This window comes from Plantactinospora sp. DSM 117369 (assembly GCF_053764795.1).
Genome location: NZ_CM132446.1, coordinates 5240117 through 5260008, shown reverse-complemented (window position 1 = coordinate 5260008; position 19892 = coordinate 5240117). Strand labels below are relative to the sequence as shown.

The window sequence follows — 19892 nt, the reverse complement described above, 5'->3', positions numbered from 1 at the left end:
GAGGCCACCGGCACGCCGGCCATGCCACGCGAACTGATCGAGACGACACCCGGTGCCGAGTCAGGAGGGCAGTGACAACATGCCAGTACCCAACGTGGATCCGCACCGACGGGACCCGGCGGAGATCGATTCCACCGCCAGTTACCGGCCGACCGATCCGGTCTGGGTCTACCGGTCAGGCACCTGGCGGGCGGGAGTGGTCGAGGCGGCCTCGGCGCTGGCCGCGACGGTCACGTACCGGCCGAACAGCGCCCGGGGCACCGGCGTGGACACTCTCACCGCCCAGTACATGATCCGGCGGCAGGAGCCGGACCCGCTGCTCGACGGCGAACCCGCCGGCCGGCGCTAGGCCACCGCACACCGCATTTCCTGTCGGCCCGTATCCCCGGGCCACCGCAGCCGCAGGGGCGGAGCAGGTCGTCGCCCGCCCCGCACGGAGACCCCGGCGGTGCCAGGCTCACCGCCGGGCCCGCCGGTGCTCAGTGGGCGCGCGAACGCCGCCCCGCGTAGGCGCCGAGCGCCGCGACCAGACCGGTGCCGAGTGCCGAGCCGAGCGCCACGAGCACCGCACCGACCACCCAGAGCCCGTCGCCGTCCGGGTCGGTCGCGGCGTCGACCGAGAAGGCCACGGTGAGCACCGCCGACACCGCGATGCCGGCCAGCCACGGCCGGCCCCGGCGCCCGGCCTCGAAGACCAGCAGGGCCAGTACCACCCCGAGGCCGAGCACCTGCCAGGCCGAGTACGGACCGGTCTGCGCCCCGGTCACCGGATCGGTCTCCTTCTGCTGGTCCCAGCCGAGGAACGCCCAGTACGCGAGCGCGGTGAGGCCGGCGAGTCCGACGATCCAGAGCGGAGCGTGCCGGGCGTGGCCCGGCTGCCGTTCGGTCATACCCCCGACTCTCCACCATCGGCCGCACCGGAACCCGAGTACCGCTACTCAGCTCCGGCGTGCGGTCGTTCAGCCCTTCAGCCCGGAGGTGGCGACGCCCTGCACCAGGAACCGCTGGAAGAACAGGAAAAAGAGGATGACCGGCACCAGGGCCAGCATCGACATCGCCATCAGCGCCCCGTAGTCCGAGACGGTGGTCTGGTCGATGTAGAGCTGCAACGCCAGCGGCAGCGGGTACTTCTCCGGAGTGCTGAGGTAGATGAGCGGGCCGAAGAAGTCGTTCCAGGTCCAGATGAAGGTGAAGATGGCCGTGGTCACCAGGGCGGGCCGGGACAGCGGCAGCACGATGTGCCAGAACGTGGCCCAGTGCCCGGCGCCGTCGATCCGGGCCGACTCGTCCAGCTCGGCTGGGATGGTCCGCATGAACTGCACCATCAGGAAGACGAAGAACGCCTCGCCGGCCAGGAACTTGCCGACCAGCAGCGGCAGGTAGGTGTCGACCAGGTCGAGCCGCTGGAAGACCGCGTACTGCGGGATGATCAGGACGTGGAACGGTAGCAGCAGCGTCGAGATCATCAGTACGAACATCGTCCCCCGGCCCCGGAAGCGCAGCCGGGCGAAGGCGTAACCGGCGAGCGCCGACGAGGCCACCGTGCCGGCCACCGAGAGCCCGGCGAGCAGCGCCGAGTTGCCGAAGAACCGCAGCACGCCGATCCCGGCCAGCCCGTCGGCGGCCCGCTGGTAGTTGGCGACGGTCGGTTCGGTCGGCAGCAGGTGCAGGCTGCCGAGGATGGACGGGGACGGCTTGAACGAGGCGGCCACCAGCCAGCCGACCGGATAGAGCAGTACGGCCAGGATCGCCAGCGCCCCGAAATGCCAGGCCAGGCTGCCCCACCGGCGGCCGGGCGCGGCGGACCGCCCGGCGCCCGCCGTCCGGGGTGGCGTTCCGGTCCCGGGTACCTCGGTGGTGGTCATCGCTGGTCTCCGGCGTAGTGCACCCAGCCCCGGGCGGTCCGGAACAGGAACGCGGTCACCAGGCCGACGCCGAGCAGCAGCATCCAGGCCAGCGCGGACGCGTAGCCCATCTGGAAGTCGGCGAAGCCGCGGTCGTAGAGGTAGACGGTGTAGAAGAGGGTCGAGCCGGCCGGGCTGCCGTTCCGGCCGCCGATCACGTACGCCGAGGTGAAGATCTGGAACGAGTTGATGGTCTCCAGCAGCAGGTTGAAGAAGAGCACCGGCGAGATCATCGGCAGCGTGACCGACCGGAACCGGCGCCAGCGGCCGGCACCGTCGACCTGGGCGGCCTCGTAGAGTTCGGCCGGTACCTGCTTCAGCCCGGCCAGGAAGATCACCATCGGCGCGCCGAACTGCCAGACGGCCAGCAGCACCAGCATCAGCAGCGAGAGGTCCGGGTTGCCGACCCAGCCGCCGGCGTCGACCCCGACGGCGCGGAGCAGCCGGTCGACCACCGCGTCGTCGCTGAACAGCGCCCGCCAGACGATCGCCACGCTGACGCTGGCCCCGATCAGCGACGGCCCGTAGAACGCCGCCCGGTAGAAGCCCTCGCCGCGGCGGCGCTGGTGCAGCAGCAGCGCCACCGCGAGCGCGGCGGCCAGCTTGACCGGTACGGCGACCAGCACGTACCCGCCGGTGACCCGGACCGACTGGAGCCAGCGCGGGTCGTCGAACATCCGCCGGTAGTTCTCCAGCCCGACCCACTCGGGGGCGGTGAAGAGGTTGTAGTCGGTGAACGAGAGGTAGAGCGAGGCGGCCATCGGCCCGACGGTGAGCAGCAGCATGCCGAGGATCCACGGCGACAGGAACAGGTAGCCGGCGGGTCCGTCACCCGGTCGCCGGGGCCGCCGCCCCGGTGCGGCACCGGGGCGGCCGGCACGCGGCGCCGGACCGGCCGGCTGGTCCCGGCGTACGGTGCTCTGGCTGGTCGTCGTCATGCTCCGCTGGCGCCCCTTCTCCGCCGGCTGCCGCTCGGCCGCCGGTCGTCGGGTCGGTCGGGAACCGACCGTCTCCCCGGTCAAGAACCGAGCTTCTGCTCCGCCTCGGTGAAGAACTGCTCCACCGCCTGGGCGACCGAGATCCGGCCGTAGTGGAGTTCCTCGCTGATCCGGATGAAGGTCGCCTCCACGCTGCCGGCACCCTTCGGCGGTGCCGGGGGAGCCTTGGTCAACTGGTCGGCGATGCTCTTCTCGTAGGCGGCGACCTCGGCCAGCGGACCCTGGAGCTGGGCGGCGGCGCGCTGGGCGTTGGTGGCCGGCAGGCCGCGGTTGCCGCCGAAGATCCGGCCGACCTCCGGGTCGTTGATCAGGAACGAGATCAGCTTGGCCGCCTCCTCCGGGTGGTCGGTCCGGCTGGAGGTGCTGAGCAGCATGGCCGGCTTCAGGTACTGGCCGAGCTGCCCTGGGTTGTCGGTCGGCACCGGGGCCAGCTTCAACGGGGTCTTGACCTCGGCCGCGTACCGGACGAGGAAGTTGTCCCAGCCGAGTTCGGTGGCGATCAGGTCGTCGACGAAGCCGGAGCGGGGCTTGATCTGCACCGCCTTCTCGACCGGCAGCACCACCTCGGCCTTGATCAGCTCCTGGCCCTCGGTCCAGAACGCGCTGAGCTGCTCCCTGGTGAAGCCGAGCTTGCCGTCGGGGGTGAAGAGCTGCCCGCCCTGCTGGCGCAGCCGCGCCTCGAGGTTGTAGATGATGCCGGTGTAGTTGCCGCCGCCGTAGCTGTCGGTCGCCTCGGCGATCTTCGCCATGCCGGTCCGGTACTCCTGCCAGGTCCAGCCGGCGGTCGGTTCCGGTACGCCGGCCTTGGCGAAAATCGCCGGGTTGTAGTACAGGCTCCAGGTGTTGCCGCCCACCGGTACGCCGTACAGCGCGCCGTCGACCTCGCCGGCGCCCTGGAAGCCGGGCAGTAGGTCGGTCAGGACGAGGTTGCCACCGGTCTGCTTCTTCAGGTCGTAGAGCACGCCCCGGTCGGCGTACTCGCGCAGGTAGGAGAAGTCCATCTGGAGTACGTCCGGGGCGTTGCCGCCGGCCGTCTCGGTGGCCATCTTCTGCCAGTACGCCTCGTACTCCTGGAAGCTCGGCGTGATTGTGATGTCCGGGTTCTTCGACTCGAAGAGCGCGATCGCCTGTTTCATCAGGTCGGCCCGTTCGGCGTTGCCCCACCACGAGTACCGGAGGGTGGCCGGGCCGGACTCGGAGTCGTCGCCGCAGCCGGCCACCAGTACGCCGAGGCAGGCCAGCGCGGTGCCGCCGGCCACGAGCATCCTGAAACGTTTCATCATCGGTCGTGAAACCTCCCGGGCCAGCGTGCCGATCGCGGCATTGGTTGGGGCAAGGGGCGAGTGCGGCGAACCCTGTCAGGTACGGTAAGAGATTGATCTACATTCGTCAATGGAAGGCTAAAACGTTCCAAGGATGATCCGGCGGCGCCTTCCGGTCGGCTGCGGGCGGGGTGGTGCCCGCGGTGCCGGCAGGGGCAACCGAAGCAACGCGCGTTTTTCTGGTTTATCGGGTGTTACGGTCAAAACCGGCAGTACTTTTCGGGGTCACGCCGAAACCTGGGAGAGGCCGGAGATGCCCAGCCAAGAGGTCGCCGGGGAGGTCGGATCACGGATCCGGCCGAGCGGGCAGCAGCAGGGGCGCGTGACCGCCGGCCGGCCGCCGCGTCCCGGTCCCGTCACCGGAGCGTCCCTCTCCGAACTGGTCGGATACCGGGCGGCCGTGGTGGACCTGCTCGCCGAGGTGACCGGCTACGCCGGCCGCGACGACCTGCCGAGGCTGGAGCGGACCCTGGCGGACCGGATCACCGGCCCGGACTTCGCCGCCGTGCTCGGCGTGCTGCCCGGCGGCGCCGCCGACGCCATCGACCGGCTCGTCCGGGAGATCCGCGACTTCCGGCCGAACAACCGCAGCGCCGCCCGGAACCTCGCCGGGCTGATCCGGATCTACCTGCTCTCCCGGATCGACGTCATGTGGTGGGGACACCTGCCCGGCTTCCCGACCGACGACGACCTGCACAGCTCCGCCGAACTGGTCGACCTTGAGGCACTCCGCCGCACCGACCTGCTCCGGTTCCGCTACCGCCGGCCGGCCGGGCACCTGCTGACCCGGGCGGCCCGCGCGGTCCGGTGCCGGGTCCGGCCACCCTCGACCCCGCAGGCGGGCCGGGGCGGCGTACCGGCGGCCGGTACCGGGCCGCGGACCACCCGGACCCGGCCCGAGGTGGTGGCACTGCTCAACCAGCTCGCCGTGGACCTCGCCCGGCGGCGCCCCGGGCTGCCGACCCCGCCGCTGCGGGTGACCAGCCTCGCCCGCAGCCTCGAACACCAGCACCGGCTCCGGGCCCTCGGCTACGCGGCCATGCTGCCCAGCGGGCACTGCCTGGGGTACGCGATGGACCTGGAGATGTCCTGGCTGCGCCGGTTCGACGCGCCCGGCGTGGTCGCTGCCCTGCTCCGGGAGCGGCAGGGCTGGGGCGACGTGAACGTGATCGACGAGGGTCAGACCTGGCACCTCTGTGTCAGCCCGCGCGCGGCCAGCCGGCTGCGGCGCGACTTCCTGACCGCACTGGGAGGTTGAGCGGCATGTCCGGCATTGTTTTACTGCTCGGTCCCGGCGCCGACCGCCGCACCTTCCACCGGATGATGGCGGAACTCACCCCGCGCGGCGACCTGGCGGAGACCCAGCTCGGTCCCGACCTGCTGGCCGGCGTCCAGCGGCTGCGGATCGTCGACCGGGAACGCGCGGTGCAGCCCTGGTGCTCGGCCGACGGCCGGTGGCTGCTCTGCTACAACGGCGAGGTCTACAACCACCGGGAACTCGCCGCCGAACTGCTCCGGCTCGGCCGGCCGCTGCGCACCGAGAGCGACACCGAGGTGGTGCTGGAGGCGTTCCTGGCCTGGGGACCGGAGGCGGTCACCCGGCTGCGCGGCGAGTTCGCGTTCGCCCTCGCGGACACCGCCACCGGACGGCTCTACCTGGCCCGCGACCCGCTCGGAGTACGCCCGCTCTACTGGTCCCGGCACCTGCGCCGGCTGCACGTCGCCTCGGAGGTCAAGGCGCTGGTGCCGGTCGGCGCGCCGATCTCGGAGCTGCCGCCCGGGCACCACGGCTGGGCCGACGCCGTCAGCGGGCCGGAGCTGGTGCCCTACCTGGACCTGGCCCGGCTCGGCGGCGGGCAGCCGCCGGTCCGCGACACCGAGGAGGCGGCGGAACTGCTCCGCGAAGCGGTCCGGGACAGCATCCGGGCCCGGGTCGACACCGACCTCACCGTCGGGGTGCTGCTCTCCGGCGGCCTGGCCAGCACCCTCGCCCTGCTGCACGTCCGGCAGCTCCACCACGACTGCGTGGCGTTCACCGTCGGCACCCCGGACAGCGCGGACGTGAAGTGCGCCCGCCGGCTCGCCGCCGAGCTCGGCGTGCACCACGAGGTGATCGAGGCCCAGCCCCGGGACGTCCGGCTCGACGACATCCGGGCGGCCATCCGGATCTCCGAACTCACCGAGTACGCCGACCTGATCGACGCGGTCATCTCGGTGCCGCTGTTCCGGCGGGTCCGCGATCTCGGCGTCCGGGTGGTGCTCACCGGCGACGGCGTCGACGACCTCTTCGGCGGGCATCCGGGCTCGGGCCGGGTCGGGCCGGAGGCGGCCGGCCGGCTCTTCCGGCACCGGATCCGCAACCTCTGCCGTACCGGATTGCAGCGGGTGGACCGGACCAGCCTCGGGCACGGGGTGGAGGCCCGGCCGCCCTTCCTCGACCTGTCGCTGGTCGAGTTGGCGATGCGGCTGCCGGCCGAGCTGAAACTGCGGGACGGGCGGCGGCAGTGGCTGCTCCGGCACGCGTACGCCGACCTGCTGCCGGAGTACGTCCGGGACCGGCCGAGGGAGCCGCTGGCGTACGGGTCGGGGCTGCACGAGGGGGTGCGGCCGTACCGTGCGCTCTTCGCTCGCCAGTACCGGGCGTTCGGCTACGAGCTGCTGGAACCGGTACGCCGGGACTTCGACACCGTACTGGTGCGCTGCGGCCACGACCTCGACCGCGCCGTCGCCAAGGGCACAGCCCGGCCGGACGTCCTCGAACACGCCCGCGACCTGGCCGGGATGGCGAGATGGAAGGTCGGCCCCGCGTGGCGCCGGCTGACCGGCTCCGGCCGGCAGAACTGAGCCGCCGCAGCCGCGCAACGCCTCCGGTTCAGCCTGGCAGCGGGGTGGACCGGCTCGACAGTCCGGCCTCCCGGTACGCCCCGGCCAGCCGGCGCACCCCCTCGGCCAGCGTCTCCGGGTCATACATCGAGTACGACAGTCGCAGGTGGCGGTGCCCGGTGTCGGCCACGAAGAACTGCCGGCCGGGCAGGTACGAGACCCCGGCGGCCTCGGCGTACGGCAGCAGGTCGGTGCCGCCGTACGGGTGCGGCAGCCGCAACCACAGGAACCAGCCACCGCCGGGTACCACGAACCGGGCCTGCGGCAGCTCGTCGCGTACGGCGGCCACCAGCGCGTCGCGTTGCCGGCCGTACCGGATCCGGATCGCCGCGACGTGCCGCCGGTACCCGCCGGACGCCGCGAACTCGGCCATGGCCAGCGCCACGGCGTGGTTGACCCCGCCACCACTGTCCACATAGCCCCGTGCGGTCACCGCCGCGACCAGCGGTCGGGCACCGGTGAGCCAGCCGAGCCGCAGCCCGGGCGCGACACTCTTGGCGAACGAGCCGATCCGGACCACCGTCCCCGGTTCGGCGCCGCTGAACAGGGAGGGCGGCGCCGGAGCCGGATAGGCGAGTTCCCGGTAGGTGTCGTCCTCCACCACCGGTACGCCGGTGCGGGCGGCCACCGCCAGCAGGTCGGCCCGGCGCTGCGCCGGCAGTGACCGCCCGGTCGGATTGTTGAACGTCGGCACCAGGTAGAGCATTGCCACCCGCCGGCCCTGCCGGGTGATGGCCCGGATCAATCCGGCGGTGGCGGTGGGATCGATGCCGTCCTCGTCGGCGGGGGCGGGCACCGTGTCGACCCGGTGGTCGGCGACGACCCGCAGCGCCAGATGGTAGGTGGGGGAGTCGACCAGTACGACGTCGCCGGGTCGGCAGAGGACGGCGGCGACGAGGTCGAGCGCGTGCGACGCGCCGGCGGTGACGAAGACCTGGCCGGGCTCCGGCGCCCCGGCGTCCACCTCGGCCAACCGTTCGCAGAGCCACTCGATCAGCGGACCCGGGCCGGCCGCGTGCCCGTAGGTGAGCGCGGCGGCACCGTAGCGGCGCAGCGCGGAGTGGGTCGCCTCGGCCCAGGCGTCTGTCGGCAGCGCCGCCGGATGCGGGTGTCCCCAACCGAGGTCGATGGTCCCGGCCTGGCTCCGGAACTGCACGACGGGCAGTGCGGGCGGGCGGGGTGCGGTCACCCGCCCACCATAGGTCGGCGGGTGCCTTGAGGGCGTGAGTGAACGGGTACTCCCGGCCGCGCCCGCGAGCCGGCGTGGTGTATCGGGTGCGGCGTGATAGACACTGCGTTACGCTTTCGTCTCTGTCCGCCTACTTGAGGAGCGCCTTCGCGACATGGCCGTGGTCTCAGCAGTCCGGCACGTGCCGGGTCCGGGACGGCCGGGCCCCGGGCGGCGAGCTGTCCGACTGCTGACCCGAATTGCCCTGCTCGGCGGCGGTGCACTGACCGGATATCTCCTTCTCGCCGCGTTCGACGGACCGGCACTCGCCGGTGACCGCGGCGCCCCGGCGAGCGGGCCGGAACCGCTCGGTTCGCTTGTCCGGACGGTCGCGCCGGCTCTGCCGGCACTCCTCGACGATCACGTTCAGTTGACTCGAAAAGCGACACCCGAGACCGTTCGCCCCGCCGCCCGTCCGCAGTTCGCTCGTCCGCAGTTCGCTCGTCCGGAGCGTGTCCGTCCGGAGCGTGTCCGTCCGGAATCCGCTGCGGCGGCACCCGTCCGTCACCCCTCCGGGGTGGGACGCGGTGGCCCCGCGTCTCGGTGGCAGCCGGAGCAGCCGGCCGCCGGCTCGGCGCGCGGTGGTTCCGCGTCCCGTCCGGAGCGTGGCGGGTCGGGCCCCGGCGCCCGGCGCTCGGCCCCGGCGTCCCGACCCGACGGTGCGAGCACCGCGATCCAGCCAGGCCGGGGCATGTCGCAGACCCCTCGCCCGGCCGAGGACAGTAATGCTCCACTTGGGACGGCGGTTGTGCCTCAGATCCCGGCCAGGGTGCCCGTGCTGACCGGTGCGCTCCCGGACCTGACGGCCGGGGTGCCCGTGCTGGCCGGCGCGTTTCCGGAGCTGGCGGCCGGGGTACCCGTGCTGACCGGTGCGCGCCCCGACCTGCTGGCCGGGGTGCCGCTCGTGCGAGGGGCGCTGCCGGACGTGCTGGGAGTCGTCCCGGAAGTGGTCGTACGGTTGCCGGAGCTGGCGGGGACGGTACCGGAAATCGTCGGTAGCGTGCCGGAGGTCGTCGGTGAGGTTCCGCGCGGAGGCTACTCCGGCGGACCGTCGCCCCTGTTGCTGGTGCACCAACCGGTCGAGCCGTCCACCGGGTCCGCCGTGGCGCCACCGGCGCTCCCGCCGGCCCTGGTCGCGGCGGTCGCGGTTCCCGCCGAACCGCCCAGGTTGTCCGCGCCACCGCGGCATTCGCTCGATCCGGGTGCCGGCGGCGCGGCGGGCGCGAGCCGTCCCTCGGCCTCGCGTGCCGTCGCCCGGAGCACCAACTCCGGGCTTCCGTCCACTCCACGCTCACCCGTCGGCACCGATACCGGTACCCAGCAGGCCGGGCCTACGCCGTCCAGCGGTGGACAGACCGCCGCACTGCCGGCCGCGGCCGGCTCGCCGTCGCCCACGCGAACTCCGTCGCTGTTCCCGTACGGCGACGCCAGCCCCACCGGCCGGTCGCCGGGCGTACCGGCCTTGCCTGGCTGATCCGCTCCGGCGGCCGTACTCCCGGTCGCTCTCCATCTCCGCCGTGGCCGTTCCCGTTCCGGGAGCTGCCGGTGGAGCCTCCGTCGGTGCACCGGGCATCGCGGTACCCGTCGAGGTGGCGGGCCCGACCGACGGCGCCGTACTCAATCGTGCTCGTGATCGGCTCCGGTCGGGTGGGACCCGCTCGGACGTCGAGTTGTCGCTGAGTTTCGTGTACCGAGATCGGAGTGACCTCGTGATCCGGATTGTGATCGTGGAGGAGATGGGTTTGCTGCGGGGGGCGTTGCGGGCGGTGTTGTCGAGTGAGGAGGACCTGGACGTGGTGGCGGATCTTCACGAGCCCGCTGAGCTGGTGCCGGTCGCCTGTCGGCGGCGACCGGACGTGGTCGTGGTCGACATGGAACTGCCGGGTGCCGACATGCTCGACGTGGTGGCGCAGCTCGGTGTGCAGGCGCCGGGCAGCGCGGTGCTGGCGTTGAGTACCCAGTTGACCCCGGAGGCGCTGCAACGGGCGATCCGGGCCGGTGCCCGGGGTTTTGTCGACAAGAACCTGCCACCTGCGGAGCTGGCCCGACTGGTCCGGGCGGTGGCGTTCGGCGAGCGGGTGTTCGACCCGGTCGCCGCCGTCGCCGCGCTGAACCCGCCGGAGAGCCCGCTGACGAACCGGGAACTGGAGGTGCTGCGGGTGGTCGCCGAGGGTCTGCCGCTGAAGGAGATCGCCCGCCGGCTCTTTCTCGCACACGGCACGGTGCGCAACCACCTCTCGGTGATCCTGCGCAAGACCGGGACCCGCAACCGGCTGGAGGCGGTCCGGCAGGCCCAGCGGGCGGGTTGGATCTGACCTCGTCGGTTCCGGTCGCTCCAACGGGCGTACTCGGCGTGCTCGTGTTTGAATGTTCACGCGGGGTGATCTAGCGGTGACAAGTAGCAGGGGGGAACGTGATCCGAACGCTGCTCGCGCTGAACGGCGCTCTCATCCGTGGCGCCCTGGCCTTCGTGCTGACCACTCAGGACGACATCGAGGTCGTCGCGGAGGTCGACCGAGCCGAGGACGTCGGCACGGCGCTGCGGATGCAGCGTCCCGACGTGGCCATCGCGGACGTCAAGCTCTTCGAGGCGGGGGCGCTCTCCAACCGGGTCGCGCCGTCCGAACCGCCTCCGGTACTGGTACTGGTGGACCCGCGCCGGCCGAGGGTGCTCGGGGACGCGTTGCGTGCCCAGTGCCAGCGTCTCGGGTTCCTCGGCAGTGACGTCACGCCGGAGCGGGTGGTCGAGGCGGTCCGCCGGCTCGCCCGCGGGGGTTCCGTCGTGGACGCGGATCTGGTGGTCGCGGCGCTCAGCCGGGACAACCCGCTCACCGAACGGGAGGTGGAGGTGCTGGAGATCGCCGCCGAAGGGTGGCCGGTGGTGGAGATCGCCAGCAAGCTGTCGCTGTCCGCCGGCACCGTGCGGAACCATCTGTCACGGATCGCCGGCAAGACCGGCGCGCGTACCCGGATCGAGGCGATCCGGATCGCCCGGGAGAAGGGCTGGATCTGAACCGGTCGACCGGGTCGACGGCCGGAGACCGGTGGCGGGCGGGACGATCGACGCCCCGCCCGCCGTCGCGTTCCACGGCTCACAGCACGGGCACGCCCGTCCGGCTGCTGAACCGCCGGGCGTCCGTCAGGTCGTTGACCAGCGGCTCACCCTTCAGGTTCAGGCTGGTGTTGAGCAGGATCGGGCAGCCGGTCCGCCGTTCGTACTCGCCGAGCAGGTCGTACAGGCCCGGGTGCTGGTCCCGGGTCACGGTCTGCACCCGGGACGTCCCGTCCACGTGCACGATCCCGGGAAACGCCCGGGGATCCCGACACCGGGCGGTGAACTGCATGTACGGCGACGCGCTGACCGGCATGTCGAAGTACCGCTCGGCGACCTCCTGCCGGACCACCGGGGCGAACGGGCGAAACGGCTCCCGCCCCTTCACCCGGTTGACCCGGTCCCGGCTGTCCGGACCGCGCGGATCGGCCAGCAGCGAGCGGTTGCCCAGCGCCCGGGGACCGAACTCGGCCCGACCCCGGGCCACCCCCACCACCGTCCCGGCGGCCAGCGCCTCGGCCAGGGCCGCGACCGGGTAGTCACCCCCGATCAGGGTGCCCAGGTACGGCCCGGTCCAGTTGAGCTGGTGGCCGAGGACCGCCGCCGCCGCGCCGAGGCTCGACCCGGCGTCCCCGGGGTTCGGCAGCAGGGTCACCCGGTCGAAGCCGCTGCGCCGGGCGAGCAGTTCGTTGGCGACGCAGTTGAGCCCCAGCCCACCCATCACGGTCAGCGTCGCCGCGTCGACCCGGGTACGCAGCCAGCGCGCCGCCCCGAGCAGGACCTCCTCGGTCACCGCCTGGATGCTCGCCGCCAGATCCGCCGGATCGGCCCCGGGCTGCCAGTCGCCGATGCCCCGGTGCACGTTGCGGCGCAGCCGGAAGGTGGGCGGGGTGAGTTCGATCAGGTCTGCCTTGAGCTGTGCCACGTACCGGGGTCGACCGAGCGCGGCCAGCCCCATCACGATGAACTCCTCCTCGTTCGGCTTGAATCCGCAGCGCCGGGTGAAGGCGCTGTAGAGCAGCCCGAGGCTGTGTGGATATCGGCAACGGGCGAGGACCCGGTAGACGCCGTCGGAGAACTCGCCGAGGGTCAGCGTCTCGAACTCGCCGATCGCGTCGGCGGTGAGTACGGCCGTATGCCGCTCGCCGCTGGTGAAGTGCCCGGCGGCGGCGTGCGAGTGGTGGTGCCCCACGTACCGGACCGGCACGCCGCGCAGCTCCGGCAGGTCGAGTCGGGCCAGGTAGCGGCGGGGCAGGTCGTCGACGGCCACGGCGTGCCGGAACTGCCCGGCCCGTACGTGCCGCAGCTTCTTCCACAGCGGATGCTCGTACCAGGCGACCAGGTCCGGACGGCCCCAGGAGAGTGCCTCGGCGAGCAGCCCGGGGGTGAGGTCAGGATCGTTCTTCCGGCGTGAGTAGCGTTCGGCGTGGCCAGCGAAAAGGATCTCGTCACCCCGTACGACACATGCCGACGCGTCGTGCGACAGCGCGCTGAGGCCGAGGACGTGCATGGCTGCCATCGAGATAACTCTATCGACTGGGTGCCTCGGCTAGCTATTGGCCGCCTCGGCCACAACGGGATCGCCCTGCCAGTGCCCGACCAGTTCCCGGTAGGTCGCCGAGCGGGCCAGCAGTTCGTCGTGCCGGCCGCACAGCGGACGACCGCCGTCGAGGATCAGCACCTGCCGGGCCCGCAGCGCCGAGCTGATCCGGTGGGCGACCACCACCAGCGCACCGGGGCGGGTGCCGAAGGCGTCTTCGACCGTCGCCTCGGCGACCGGGTCCAGGTGGCAGGTTGCCTCGTCCAGGATCGCCAGCGGCGCGGGGGAGAGGTATGCGCGTACCGCCGCCACGAGTTGCCGTTCGCCGGCGGAGAGCGCCGTGGGGTCCACCGTCGCGGTCAGCCCGCCGAGGCGGCGTACCAGCGGCAGCAGGCCCAGCCGGTGCACCGCCGCGTCGACCTGGCTGTGCCGCGCGTCGGGCCGGAGGTAGCGCAGGTTGTCCAGCAGGGTGCCGGTGAAGACGTACGCCTCCTGCGGGATCAGTACCCGGTGTCGGGCCAGCGTCGCCGGCCCGACAGCACCGACCGGTGTTCCGCCGAGCAGCACCGTCCCGGCCTGCGGCCGGAGCAGCCCGGCGAGCAGCCCGGCCAAAGTGGACTTGCCGGCCCCGCTCGGCCCCACCACCGCCAGGTAGGTCCCCTCGGCGAGGGTGAGGTCGAAGCCGTCGACGACCGGACGGGCCCGTGGGCCGTAGCGGAAGGTCACACCGCGCAGCTCCGCCCAGGCCGGCCCGGTCCCGGCGTCCGGCGGCCCGGTCCCGGCGTCCGGCGGGAAGGGTGCTCGGCCCACTGTGGGGCGGGCTGCGGCCCCCGTGCGAGCCGGCTCGGCCTCGACGCCTCCGGCGGCGGTGGCGCTGGTCGGGGGTGCGGTGGCCCTGGTCGGGGGCGTTGTGGCGTCGAGGATCCGGTCCAGCGTCACCGCGAACCGGAGTCCGCCGCCGGCCACGCCCTGCACCAGCGCGTGCAGCGCCGGCTGGAGACCGGTCGCGACGTACACCAGGGCGCCGAGCACCGCACCGGCGGTGAGCCCGCGCCGGACCAGCCACGGAGCGGCCAGCAGCAGTACCGCCAGCGGCAGCCAGCCGCCGACCGCGAGGCTGAGGCTGCGCAGCGCGGCCATCCGGGCCAGCGCGTGCTCGGCCCCGGCCTGCCGGTCCACCTGCCGGCCCACCCGGTCGGCGACGATCTCCTGCGCGCCGCAGGCCACCACGTCCCGGTGCCCGGCGAAGGCGGCGCCGGCCGCCGCACCGAGCCGCTCGTCGGCACGGACGTAGTCGCGCTGCCGGGTGACCATCGCCGGCAGCGCGGCGGCGAACAGCACCAGCCCGGCGACCAGCGGTACCGCGACCACCCCGGCCACCACCGGGGTCAGCGAGAAGAGCCCGAGCAGGGCCGCCCCGGCGGTGAACAGGAAGCCCCGGACCACCATCACCAGCCCGGCGAAGGTGTCCCGGACGATCTCCACCTGGTGGGTCAGCCGGGCCACCGCCGCGGTCTCCGGTCGGGCTCCGGCCACGGTCGACCGGTGCAGCGCGCCGGTGACGACCCGTTCCGCCAGCTCGTCGCGGAACGGCTCGACGACGTCGCCGAGGCAGGCGTACGCCCGGTTGGTGCCGACCGCGCCGATCGCGACCGCGACGGCCAGTACGCCGAGCCAGCCCAGTCCGGTGCCCGGCCGACCGGCCAGGAACCCGTCGTCCACCGCCCGCGCGGTCAGGTAGCCGGCGAGCAGGGCCGGCAGCGCCTCGGCGGCCGACCAGCCGGCGAGCCGGCCGAGCGGGCCGGCCCGGCGGCGCAGCGCGGCGGCGGTGAACCGGACGACGCTGCTCATCGAACCGCCTCGACCGGTGACTCCGCCGGCTCGGCGGGCTCCGTCCCGGACAGCGCGGACGCGGTGAACACAGCCCGGTAGGCCGGATCCCGCCACAGCTCCCGGTGCGGGCCGACGCCGCGCAGCCGACCGCCGTCCAGCCAGGCGACCAGGTCGGCAGCGGCGGCGGTGGCCACCCGGTGGGTCACGACCAATCGGGTACGCCGGTCCGGGTGCGCGGCGACCGCCGCCGCGATCCGGTACTCGGTCGCGGTGTCCAGGCTGGACGTCGCGTCGTCGAGGATCAGCAGCCGCTGGGCGTGTAGGGACCGGGCCAGGCCGAGCCGCTGTGCCTCGCCGCCGGACATCGGGGTCGCGTCGAGCCGGCTGTGGTAGCCGTCCGGCAGCCGCTCGACGAACTCGTCGATCGCGGCGGCCCGGGCCACCGCGACGAGCTGCCCGGCGGCGGGTCGCCCGTCGACGGTCGGCTGTCCGGTCCCGGGCCGCCCGCCGGAGCCGACGGCGGAGCCGAGCGTGACCGCCTCCGCGATCGTGGCGCCGATCAGCACCGGCCGTTCAAAGCCGTAGCCGACCGCGTGTCGCAGGGCGGATCGGGTCAGCCGACGCAGCGGTACCCCGTCCAGCAGCACCTCGCCGGCGTCGGGGTCCCGGAGCCGGCCGGCGACGGCGGCCAGGGTCGACTTGCCGGCTCCGGACGGGCCGACGACGGCGATCGTGGCGCCGGGCGGTACCCGTAGGTCGATTCTGTCCAGCACCGGCCGGCCGTCGTCGCCGTACACGGTCACGCCGGAGAGGACCAGCCGGCCGCCGCCGGCGGGCAGCGCCGCCGTCCCGTACGACCGGGGCGGTTCGGCCAGTACGACGGCGACCCGCTGCGCACCGGCCCGGGTCCGAACCAGCCGGTTGAGCGTGGCGACGATGCTGCCCAGGCCGGCGCCGAGCGCGGCGTACTGCACCGCGGCGAAGAGCTGGCCGGGGGTGAGTCGCCCGTCAGCCACCGACCAGCCGCCGACCGCGACGATCGCCAGTTGCAGCAGCGGGGCCACCGCAGCGGTCCGGCCGGAGGCCCGGGCCAGCGTGGTCCAGGTGCGGGTACCGTGCGCGCGCAGTTGCGGCAGCGGGGCGAGTACCCGGTCGATCTCGGCCCGGACGGTGCCGGCGGCGGCGATGGTACGGGCGCCGTGCAGCGCCTCGGTGAGCCGCCCGGCGATCCGACCCTGTACCCCGAGATAGCCCGCGGCGGCGGCCGAGGCGTCGGTGACGAAGGCCCGCAGGCCGAAGGCGAGCAGCAGCAGCCCGGCACCGAACGTGACGGCGAGGCGCCAGTCGAGCAGCAGCAGTGCGACGACGCTGCCCAGCGGGGGCAGCGCGGCGGTCACGCCGAGTACGACGGTGCTGCCCGCCTGCCCGGAGTCGGCTGCCTGGCCGACCAGCCGGCCGACCAGGTCGCCCACCGGATAGCGGGCGGCACGGCGCGAATCAAGGGCGAGCAGGTGCCCCAGCAGCCGGTGCCGGAGCCGTGCGGTGGTGCGGGCGGTGCCGGCTCCGCCGGCCAGGTTGCTCAGCGTGTCGGTGGCGACGATCAGCACGACCAGGCCGCAGGCGGCCAGCGGCCACCGCCGGTCCGCCTCGCCGAGCGCGGCGTCCACGGCCAGTCCGAGGGCGGCCGGCAACAGCAGTTCGGCCGCCGCGCCGAGCAGCGCGGCGGCCCCGAGGGTGACGGTCCAGCCGCCGCCGTACGCGATCGCCTGCCGGAGAAGCCGGTTCCCGTCGGCCCGGAACAGCCGGTTCCCGTCGGCGGCCACGCGTACCACCCTCCCGTCGACACGGGGTTGCCCTGGGTGGGGACGTCTGCCCACCCAGGGCCCCGATGCTGACCTGATCAGTTGCAGGTCGTCACGGACAGCGAGCTGTCGCCGCACAGCAGCAGGCTCGCGCGGCTACCGCCGCCACCGCCGCCCCCACCGGTGCGGTCGGCCAGCTCCATCCCCTGAAGGTCCAGAAGCGCCATGTGTGTTCACCTCCTCCTAGATGTCGGTCCGATATGCCCCTCGCGGCAGCGAGGGGAGTCTGGTCGCGCCGGTCAGCGGCGCGAGGAAGGGCAGCGTCACCGGCTCGTCGTGCCGGGCCATCCCGGTGGCGAGCAGTACGCCCGCGCTCCCGGTGGCCAGGTCCATCGACAGCCGCAGCAGTTGCTCGCCGGGAAAGGCGAGGAAGTCCCGGTACGGCAGCGCGTGCCAGGCCAGCCGGCCCACCTGGCGGTCCAGTTCGGCCCGGTCGTCGGCCCGGTCCGGCCCCGAACCGCTCGGGTGCTCCCCGGCCGGGCGGCTCCGGTCGGCCGCCCGCGCGGCCAGGTAGGCGATGATGCCGGCCCGGCCGGCGAAGAGTCCGGACTGCGCATAGAACGGGGCTCGGGCGGCCCGCCGGACGGCGTCGGCGGACTCGGCGAGTTCCGGGTCCGGCCGGTGCCGGAGGTACTGGTCGAGCACCAGTCCGATGCCGACGCTGCCGTGCGCCAGGTACGGCATGGTCCGCCAGCCCTCGTTGACCTCCAGCGCCCCGTCCGGGCGTACCACGCACCGGCGCAGGTCGTGCCGGAGCGCGTCGCCGGCCCGGTCCAGCAGTTCGGTGTCGCCGCTGCACTCGTAGAGCCGGAGGAACATCAGGGCCGGGCCGGTACGTCCCCGGGTCAGCCCCGCGTACGGGTGCTGCCCGCCGCTGATCTGCGCCCCGGCGCCGGTGCTGCCGGCGGTGTCGCCTCCGGCCGGCGCACCGGCGCCGTCGGTCGACCGGTCGGCGACCAGTTCGGCGGCGCGCCAGGCAGCCTGCCGTAACGTCGGTTCGCCGGTCCGGCCGGCCATCTCGGCGAGGTTGAGCGCTATGCCGGAGAGCCCACTCACCAGGTCCTCGCCGAGTTCTTCCCAGGGCTCTCCGAGGCAGATGTCGAGTACGTCGAGCGCGTCCTGCCGCCGGCCGAGGTGCTCCAGGGCGTACGCCACCCCGTGCAGCCCGTCGTAGAAGCCGCAGCGGGTGCCGGAGGCCGGGTGCAGTGCCCGCTTCACCAGCCAGTCCTCGTACTCCGGGTATCGGCCGGCGCCGGTGGCGTGCAGCGCGTGCAGGACGCCGGCCGCGCCGTAGGAAAGGCTGAGTCCGCCGGTGCGGAACTGGTCGATGTCGCCGGGGAAGAGCCGGTCGTCGCGGTCCGGCGTCGCGCTGGCGAGGATGGCGCCGGCGATTCGGTCACGCAGCCTCGGCCAGGCCGACGGGCCGGCGGCGAAGTCGTCGGTCCCGGGCACCGGGTGGCCCGTGTCGGCCCGCGCCGAGCCCTCGGCCCGACCGGCCGGCACCTCGTCGGCCCGCGTAGTTGCCTCGTCGGCCCGCGTAGCTGCCTCGTCGGCCCGGGCGGCGGCCTCGTCGGAACGGCCGCCGGGTTCGCCGGGGCGGGCGGCGCCGCCGGTGATCTCGGCGACGGCCGCGTCCAGGAAGTCGCGGGGCACCGGGAAGTGCGCGGCGACCACGTCGGCGAGGTGCGCGGCCTTGGTCGGGGCCAGCCGGACCATCTGGGTCAGCGGCAGGAACAGGGCGAGCCGGAGGCAGGCCAGGGCGTAGCGGTCCACGGCAAGGCCGGTCCGGTCGCGCGGGGCGGCGAACGCCTGGTTGCGCAGCGCGGGTCGGCTCGCCCCGGTGACCGGGGCGGCGACCTCGAAGTCGATCAGGGTGACCTGGTCGTCCGGCCCGACCATGATGTTGAACAGGTGCAGGTCGCCATAGACGATGCCGTGCGCCGCGATCGCCTCCACGGTCCGCTGCACCTGCGCGTGGATCCGCAGCGCCCAGTCCGTGTAGTCGGCCAGCTCGGCCGGAGTGGCGTCGGCGTCGACCAGCGGGTACCGCTCGACGACCAGCTTGTTCAGCGCCCGGCCCTCGACGAACTCCAGGGCGAGGAAGTGGTGGTCGCCGAGGACGAACTCGTCGTGCACCCGGGCGATTCCCGGCACGTCGGCGAGCCGGCGGAGCATCTCGGCCTCGCGGTGCAGCCTCGTGATCGCGTCCGTGCCGGTGGCGTCCAGCCCGGCGTGCGGGCGGGCCTCCTTCAGCACCACCTGGGTGTCGGTGCGGGTGTCCCGGCCGACGTACAGGCCGCCGCCGTTGGAGAAGTGGATCACGCGTTCGATCCGGTACGGCAGCTCGGTGGTGGTGGTCGCGTTGCGGGCGGCGAGGTGCGGGCCGAGGAACTCGGGCAGGGTCACCCAGTCCGGTACGTGGAAGACCGGGTCGCGCCGGTCCGGTACCAGGGTGCCGGTGCCGTCCTCGACGGCGGGTACCACCTGGCCGTCGGCGCCGACGCAGTACCGGGCGGCGAAGCCGCCGTACCGGACGTAAACCGGGCCGGCGCCGTAGCGCAGGTCACTGAGGATGTACGGCCCGGCCTCGCCGTCCAGCCGCTCGGCGAGTTCCTTGCAGGCCAGTTCGAGTTCGGCCTCGTCCCGAGGGTAGATGGTGACGAACTTGCCGCTGGAGCCGCGCCGGGCGTACTTCGAGTTGCGCATCAGCAGCATCCGCGGACCGCGGAGGAACTTGAACGACATCCCCCGGGGGACGCAGTAGTCGAAGACGCTGTCCAGGATCCGATCGGCGTTGTCCAGACAGGCCGACACATGGATCTTCCAGCCCTGTTGGGGCAGCTTGCCGTCCTCGGGACCGTAGACCAGCCAGTCCTCGCTCGGCTCGCGCTGCCAGCCGGCCGGGACCGGGCGGTCGGCGGCCGTGAACCCGGCGGCGGTGGTTGCGGAGGTGGTGCTGAGGGAGTCGTAGAACAGCGGATCGACCGCGCAGTAGGCGTCGTATCTTTCGTCCATCGTCGCGGCTCCTCGGGTGGTCCCTGGGCGACCGTGCTTCATCGACGCATCCGAGTCTCCTGGTCGGATCCGAGGTGTTACTAGTGTGTTAAGTCATCCCCAGAGGTGCGTCGTGCACGGGTACCTATGACAAATGTCAGGGCTTGCACGTGAATGAGAATCATCTATATAGCTAAATCCGGATATACGAATCTCCGCTGGTTGGAGCCGTCTATTCCGATACGTCCGCCCGGACGTCCCCCCGTCGGCCGGCCG

Annotated in this window: 17 protein-coding genes; 6 read left to right on the top strand and 11 right to left on the bottom strand. The window is 73.2% G+C overall.

Annotated features, from left to right (window positions below):
• The first annotated feature begins 79 nt into the window (after positions 1–79).
• Positions 80–349 carry a hypothetical protein gene (locus ACSMXO_RS22945; RefSeq protein WP_318393982.1) on the top strand — a complete coding sequence of 90 codons (270 nt, stop codon included), beginning with the start codon at positions 80–82 and terminating at the stop codon, positions 347–349.
• A gap of 130 nt (positions 350–479) precedes the next feature.
• Here the strand turns inward: ACSMXO_RS22945 and ACSMXO_RS22940 are convergent, their stop codons facing one another.
• From ACSMXO_RS22940 to ACSMXO_RS22925, 4 genes are all read right to left on the bottom strand, one after another.
• On the bottom strand, positions 480–890 hold the full coding sequence (locus ACSMXO_RS22940; RefSeq protein ID WP_455413699.1) for a hypothetical protein: 411 nt from the start codon (positions 888–890) through the stop codon (positions 480–482).
• Between the two features lie 69 nt (positions 891–959).
• The gene (locus tag ACSMXO_RS22935; protein ID WP_455413698.1) at positions 960–1865 is read right to left on the bottom strand and encodes a carbohydrate ABC transporter permease; all 906 of its coding nucleotides are present in this window, start codon (positions 1863–1865) and stop codon (positions 960–962) included.
• The gene (locus ACSMXO_RS22930) at positions 1862–2926 is read right to left on the bottom strand and encodes a carbohydrate ABC transporter permease (RefSeq protein ID WP_455413697.1); all 1065 of its coding nucleotides are present in this window, start codon (positions 2924–2926) and stop codon (positions 1862–1864) included. Before ACSMXO_RS22930 ends, ACSMXO_RS22935 begins: the two co-directional genes overlap by 4 nt.
• Positions 2923–4185 carry an ABC transporter substrate-binding protein gene (locus tag ACSMXO_RS22925; protein WP_455413696.1) on the bottom strand — a complete coding sequence of 421 codons (1263 nt, stop codon included), beginning with the start codon at positions 4183–4185 and terminating at the stop codon, positions 2923–2925. Before ACSMXO_RS22925 ends, ACSMXO_RS22930 begins: the two co-directional genes overlap by 4 nt.
• Before the next feature lie 292 nt (positions 4186–4477).
• On the opposite strand from ACSMXO_RS22925, the gene ACSMXO_RS22920 reads away from it, so the two are divergent.
• Together ACSMXO_RS22920 and ACSMXO_RS22915 are read left to right on the top strand one after the other, a co-directional pair.
• On the top strand, positions 4478–5482 hold the full coding sequence (locus tag ACSMXO_RS22920; protein WP_455413695.1) for a hypothetical protein: 1005 nt from the start codon (positions 4478–4480) through the stop codon (positions 5480–5482).
• A gap of 5 nt (positions 5483–5487) precedes the next feature.
• On the top strand, positions 5488–7068 hold the full coding sequence (locus tag ACSMXO_RS22915) for an asparagine synthetase B family protein (protein WP_455413694.1): 1581 nt from the start codon (positions 5488–5490) through the stop codon (positions 7066–7068).
• 28 nt (positions 7069–7096) lie between these two features.
• Here ACSMXO_RS22915 and ACSMXO_RS22910 read toward each other — a convergent pair whose 3' ends face one another.
• Both ACSMXO_RS22910 and ACSMXO_RS22905 read right to left on the bottom strand, forming a co-directional pair.
• Positions 7097–8296 (bottom strand): aminotransferase-like domain-containing protein, encoded by a 1200-nt coding sequence (locus ACSMXO_RS22910; protein ID WP_346262284.1) that lies wholly within the window; start codon positions 8294–8296, stop codon positions 7097–7099.
• 166 nt (positions 8297–8462) lie between these two features.
• The gene (locus ACSMXO_RS22905) at positions 8463–8699 is read right to left on the bottom strand and encodes a hypothetical protein (protein ID WP_455413693.1); all 237 of its coding nucleotides are present in this window, start codon (positions 8697–8699) and stop codon (positions 8463–8465) included.
• Between the two features lie 405 nt (positions 8700–9104).
• Here ACSMXO_RS22905 and ACSMXO_RS22900 point away from each other — a divergent pair, with 405 nt between their 5' ends.
• The 3 genes from ACSMXO_RS22900 to ACSMXO_RS22890 all read left to right on the top strand — a co-directional run bounded on the left by ACSMXO_RS22900 (position 9105) and on the right by ACSMXO_RS22890 (position 11348).
• A complete protein-coding gene (locus tag ACSMXO_RS22900; protein WP_455413692.1) occupies positions 9105–9809 on the top strand; it encodes a hypothetical protein in 705 nt (234 codons plus the stop codon).
• 235 nt (positions 9810–10044) lie between these two features.
• Positions 10045–10650: a response regulator transcription factor gene (locus ACSMXO_RS22895; RefSeq protein WP_455413691.1), complete on the top strand. Its 606-nt coding sequence runs from the start codon at positions 10045–10047 to the stop codon at positions 10648–10650.
• Between the two features lie 98 nt (positions 10651–10748).
• Positions 10749–11348 carry a response regulator transcription factor gene (locus tag ACSMXO_RS22890; protein ID WP_346262288.1) on the top strand — a complete coding sequence of 200 codons (600 nt, stop codon included), beginning with the start codon at positions 10749–10751 and terminating at the stop codon, positions 11346–11348.
• Between the two features lie 79 nt (positions 11349–11427).
• Here ACSMXO_RS22890 and ACSMXO_RS22885 read toward each other — a convergent pair whose 3' ends face one another.
• From ACSMXO_RS22885 to lanKC, 5 genes are all read right to left on the bottom strand, one after another.
• Positions 11428–12906: a carbamoyltransferase C-terminal domain-containing protein gene (locus ACSMXO_RS22885; protein WP_455413690.1), complete on the bottom strand. Its 1479-nt coding sequence runs from the start codon at positions 12904–12906 to the stop codon at positions 11428–11430.
• Positions 12907–12936: 30 nt separating this feature from the next.
• Positions 12937–14778, bottom strand: coding sequence for an ATP-binding cassette domain-containing protein (locus ACSMXO_RS22880; protein ID WP_455413689.1), 1842 nt, complete (start codon positions 14776–14778; stop codon positions 12937–12939).
• A complete protein-coding gene (locus tag ACSMXO_RS22875) occupies positions 14775–16583 on the bottom strand; it encodes an ABC transporter ATP-binding protein (protein WP_455413688.1) in 1809 nt (602 codons plus the stop codon). Before ACSMXO_RS22875 ends, ACSMXO_RS22880 begins: the two co-directional genes overlap by 4 nt.
• Before the next feature lie 77 nt (positions 16584–16660).
• Positions 16661–16789 carry a SapB/AmfS family lanthipeptide gene (locus ACSMXO_RS22870; RefSeq protein ID WP_101366223.1) on the bottom strand — a complete coding sequence of 43 codons (129 nt, stop codon included), beginning with the start codon at positions 16787–16789 and terminating at the stop codon, positions 16661–16663.
• Positions 16790–16805: 16 nt separating this feature from the next.
• Positions 16806–19637 (bottom strand): class III lanthionine synthetase LanKC, encoded by a 2832-nt coding sequence (gene lanKC / locus ACSMXO_RS22865; protein ID WP_455413687.1) that lies wholly within the window; start codon positions 19635–19637, stop codon positions 16806–16808.
• Positions 19638–19892: the final 255 nt, after the last annotated feature.

Excerpts from the sequence above, each read along its gene's own strand:
- ACSMXO_RS22945 (WP_318393982.1), top strand. The coding sequence starts at position 80 with ATGCCAGTACCCAACGTGGATCCGCACCGACGGGACCCGGCGGAGATC.
- ACSMXO_RS22940 (WP_455413699.1), bottom strand. The coding sequence starts at position 890 with ATGACCGAACGGCAGCCGGGCCACGCCCGGCACGCTCCGCTCTGGATC.
- ACSMXO_RS22935 (WP_455413698.1), bottom strand. The coding sequence starts at position 1,865 with ATGACCACCACCGAGGTACCCGGGACCGGAACGCCACCCCGGACGGCG.
- ACSMXO_RS22925 (WP_455413696.1), bottom strand. The coding sequence starts at position 4,185 with ATGATGAAACGTTTCAGGATGCTCGTGGCCGGCGGCACCGCGCTGGCC.
- ACSMXO_RS22920 (WP_455413695.1), top strand. The coding sequence starts at position 4,478 with ATGCCCAGCCAAGAGGTCGCCGGGGAGGTCGGATCACGGATCCGGCCG.
- ACSMXO_RS22915 (WP_455413694.1), top strand. The coding sequence starts at position 5,488 with ATGTCCGGCATTGTTTTACTGCTCGGTCCCGGCGCCGACCGCCGCACC.
- ACSMXO_RS22885 (WP_455413690.1), bottom strand. The coding sequence starts at position 12,906 with ATGGCAGCCATGCACGTCCTCGGCCTCAGCGCGCTGTCGCACGACGCG.
- ACSMXO_RS22880 (WP_455413689.1), bottom strand. The coding sequence starts at position 14,778 with ATGAGCAGCGTCGTCCGGTTCACCGCCGCCGCGCTGCGCCGCCGGGCC.
- ACSMXO_RS22870 (WP_101366223.1), bottom strand. The coding sequence starts at position 16,789 with ATGGCGCTTCTGGACCTTCAGGGGATGGAGCTGGCCGACCGCACCGGT.
- lanKC (WP_455413687.1), bottom strand. The coding sequence starts at position 19,637 with ATGGACGAAAGATACGACGCCTACTGCGCGGTCGATCCGCTGTTCTAC.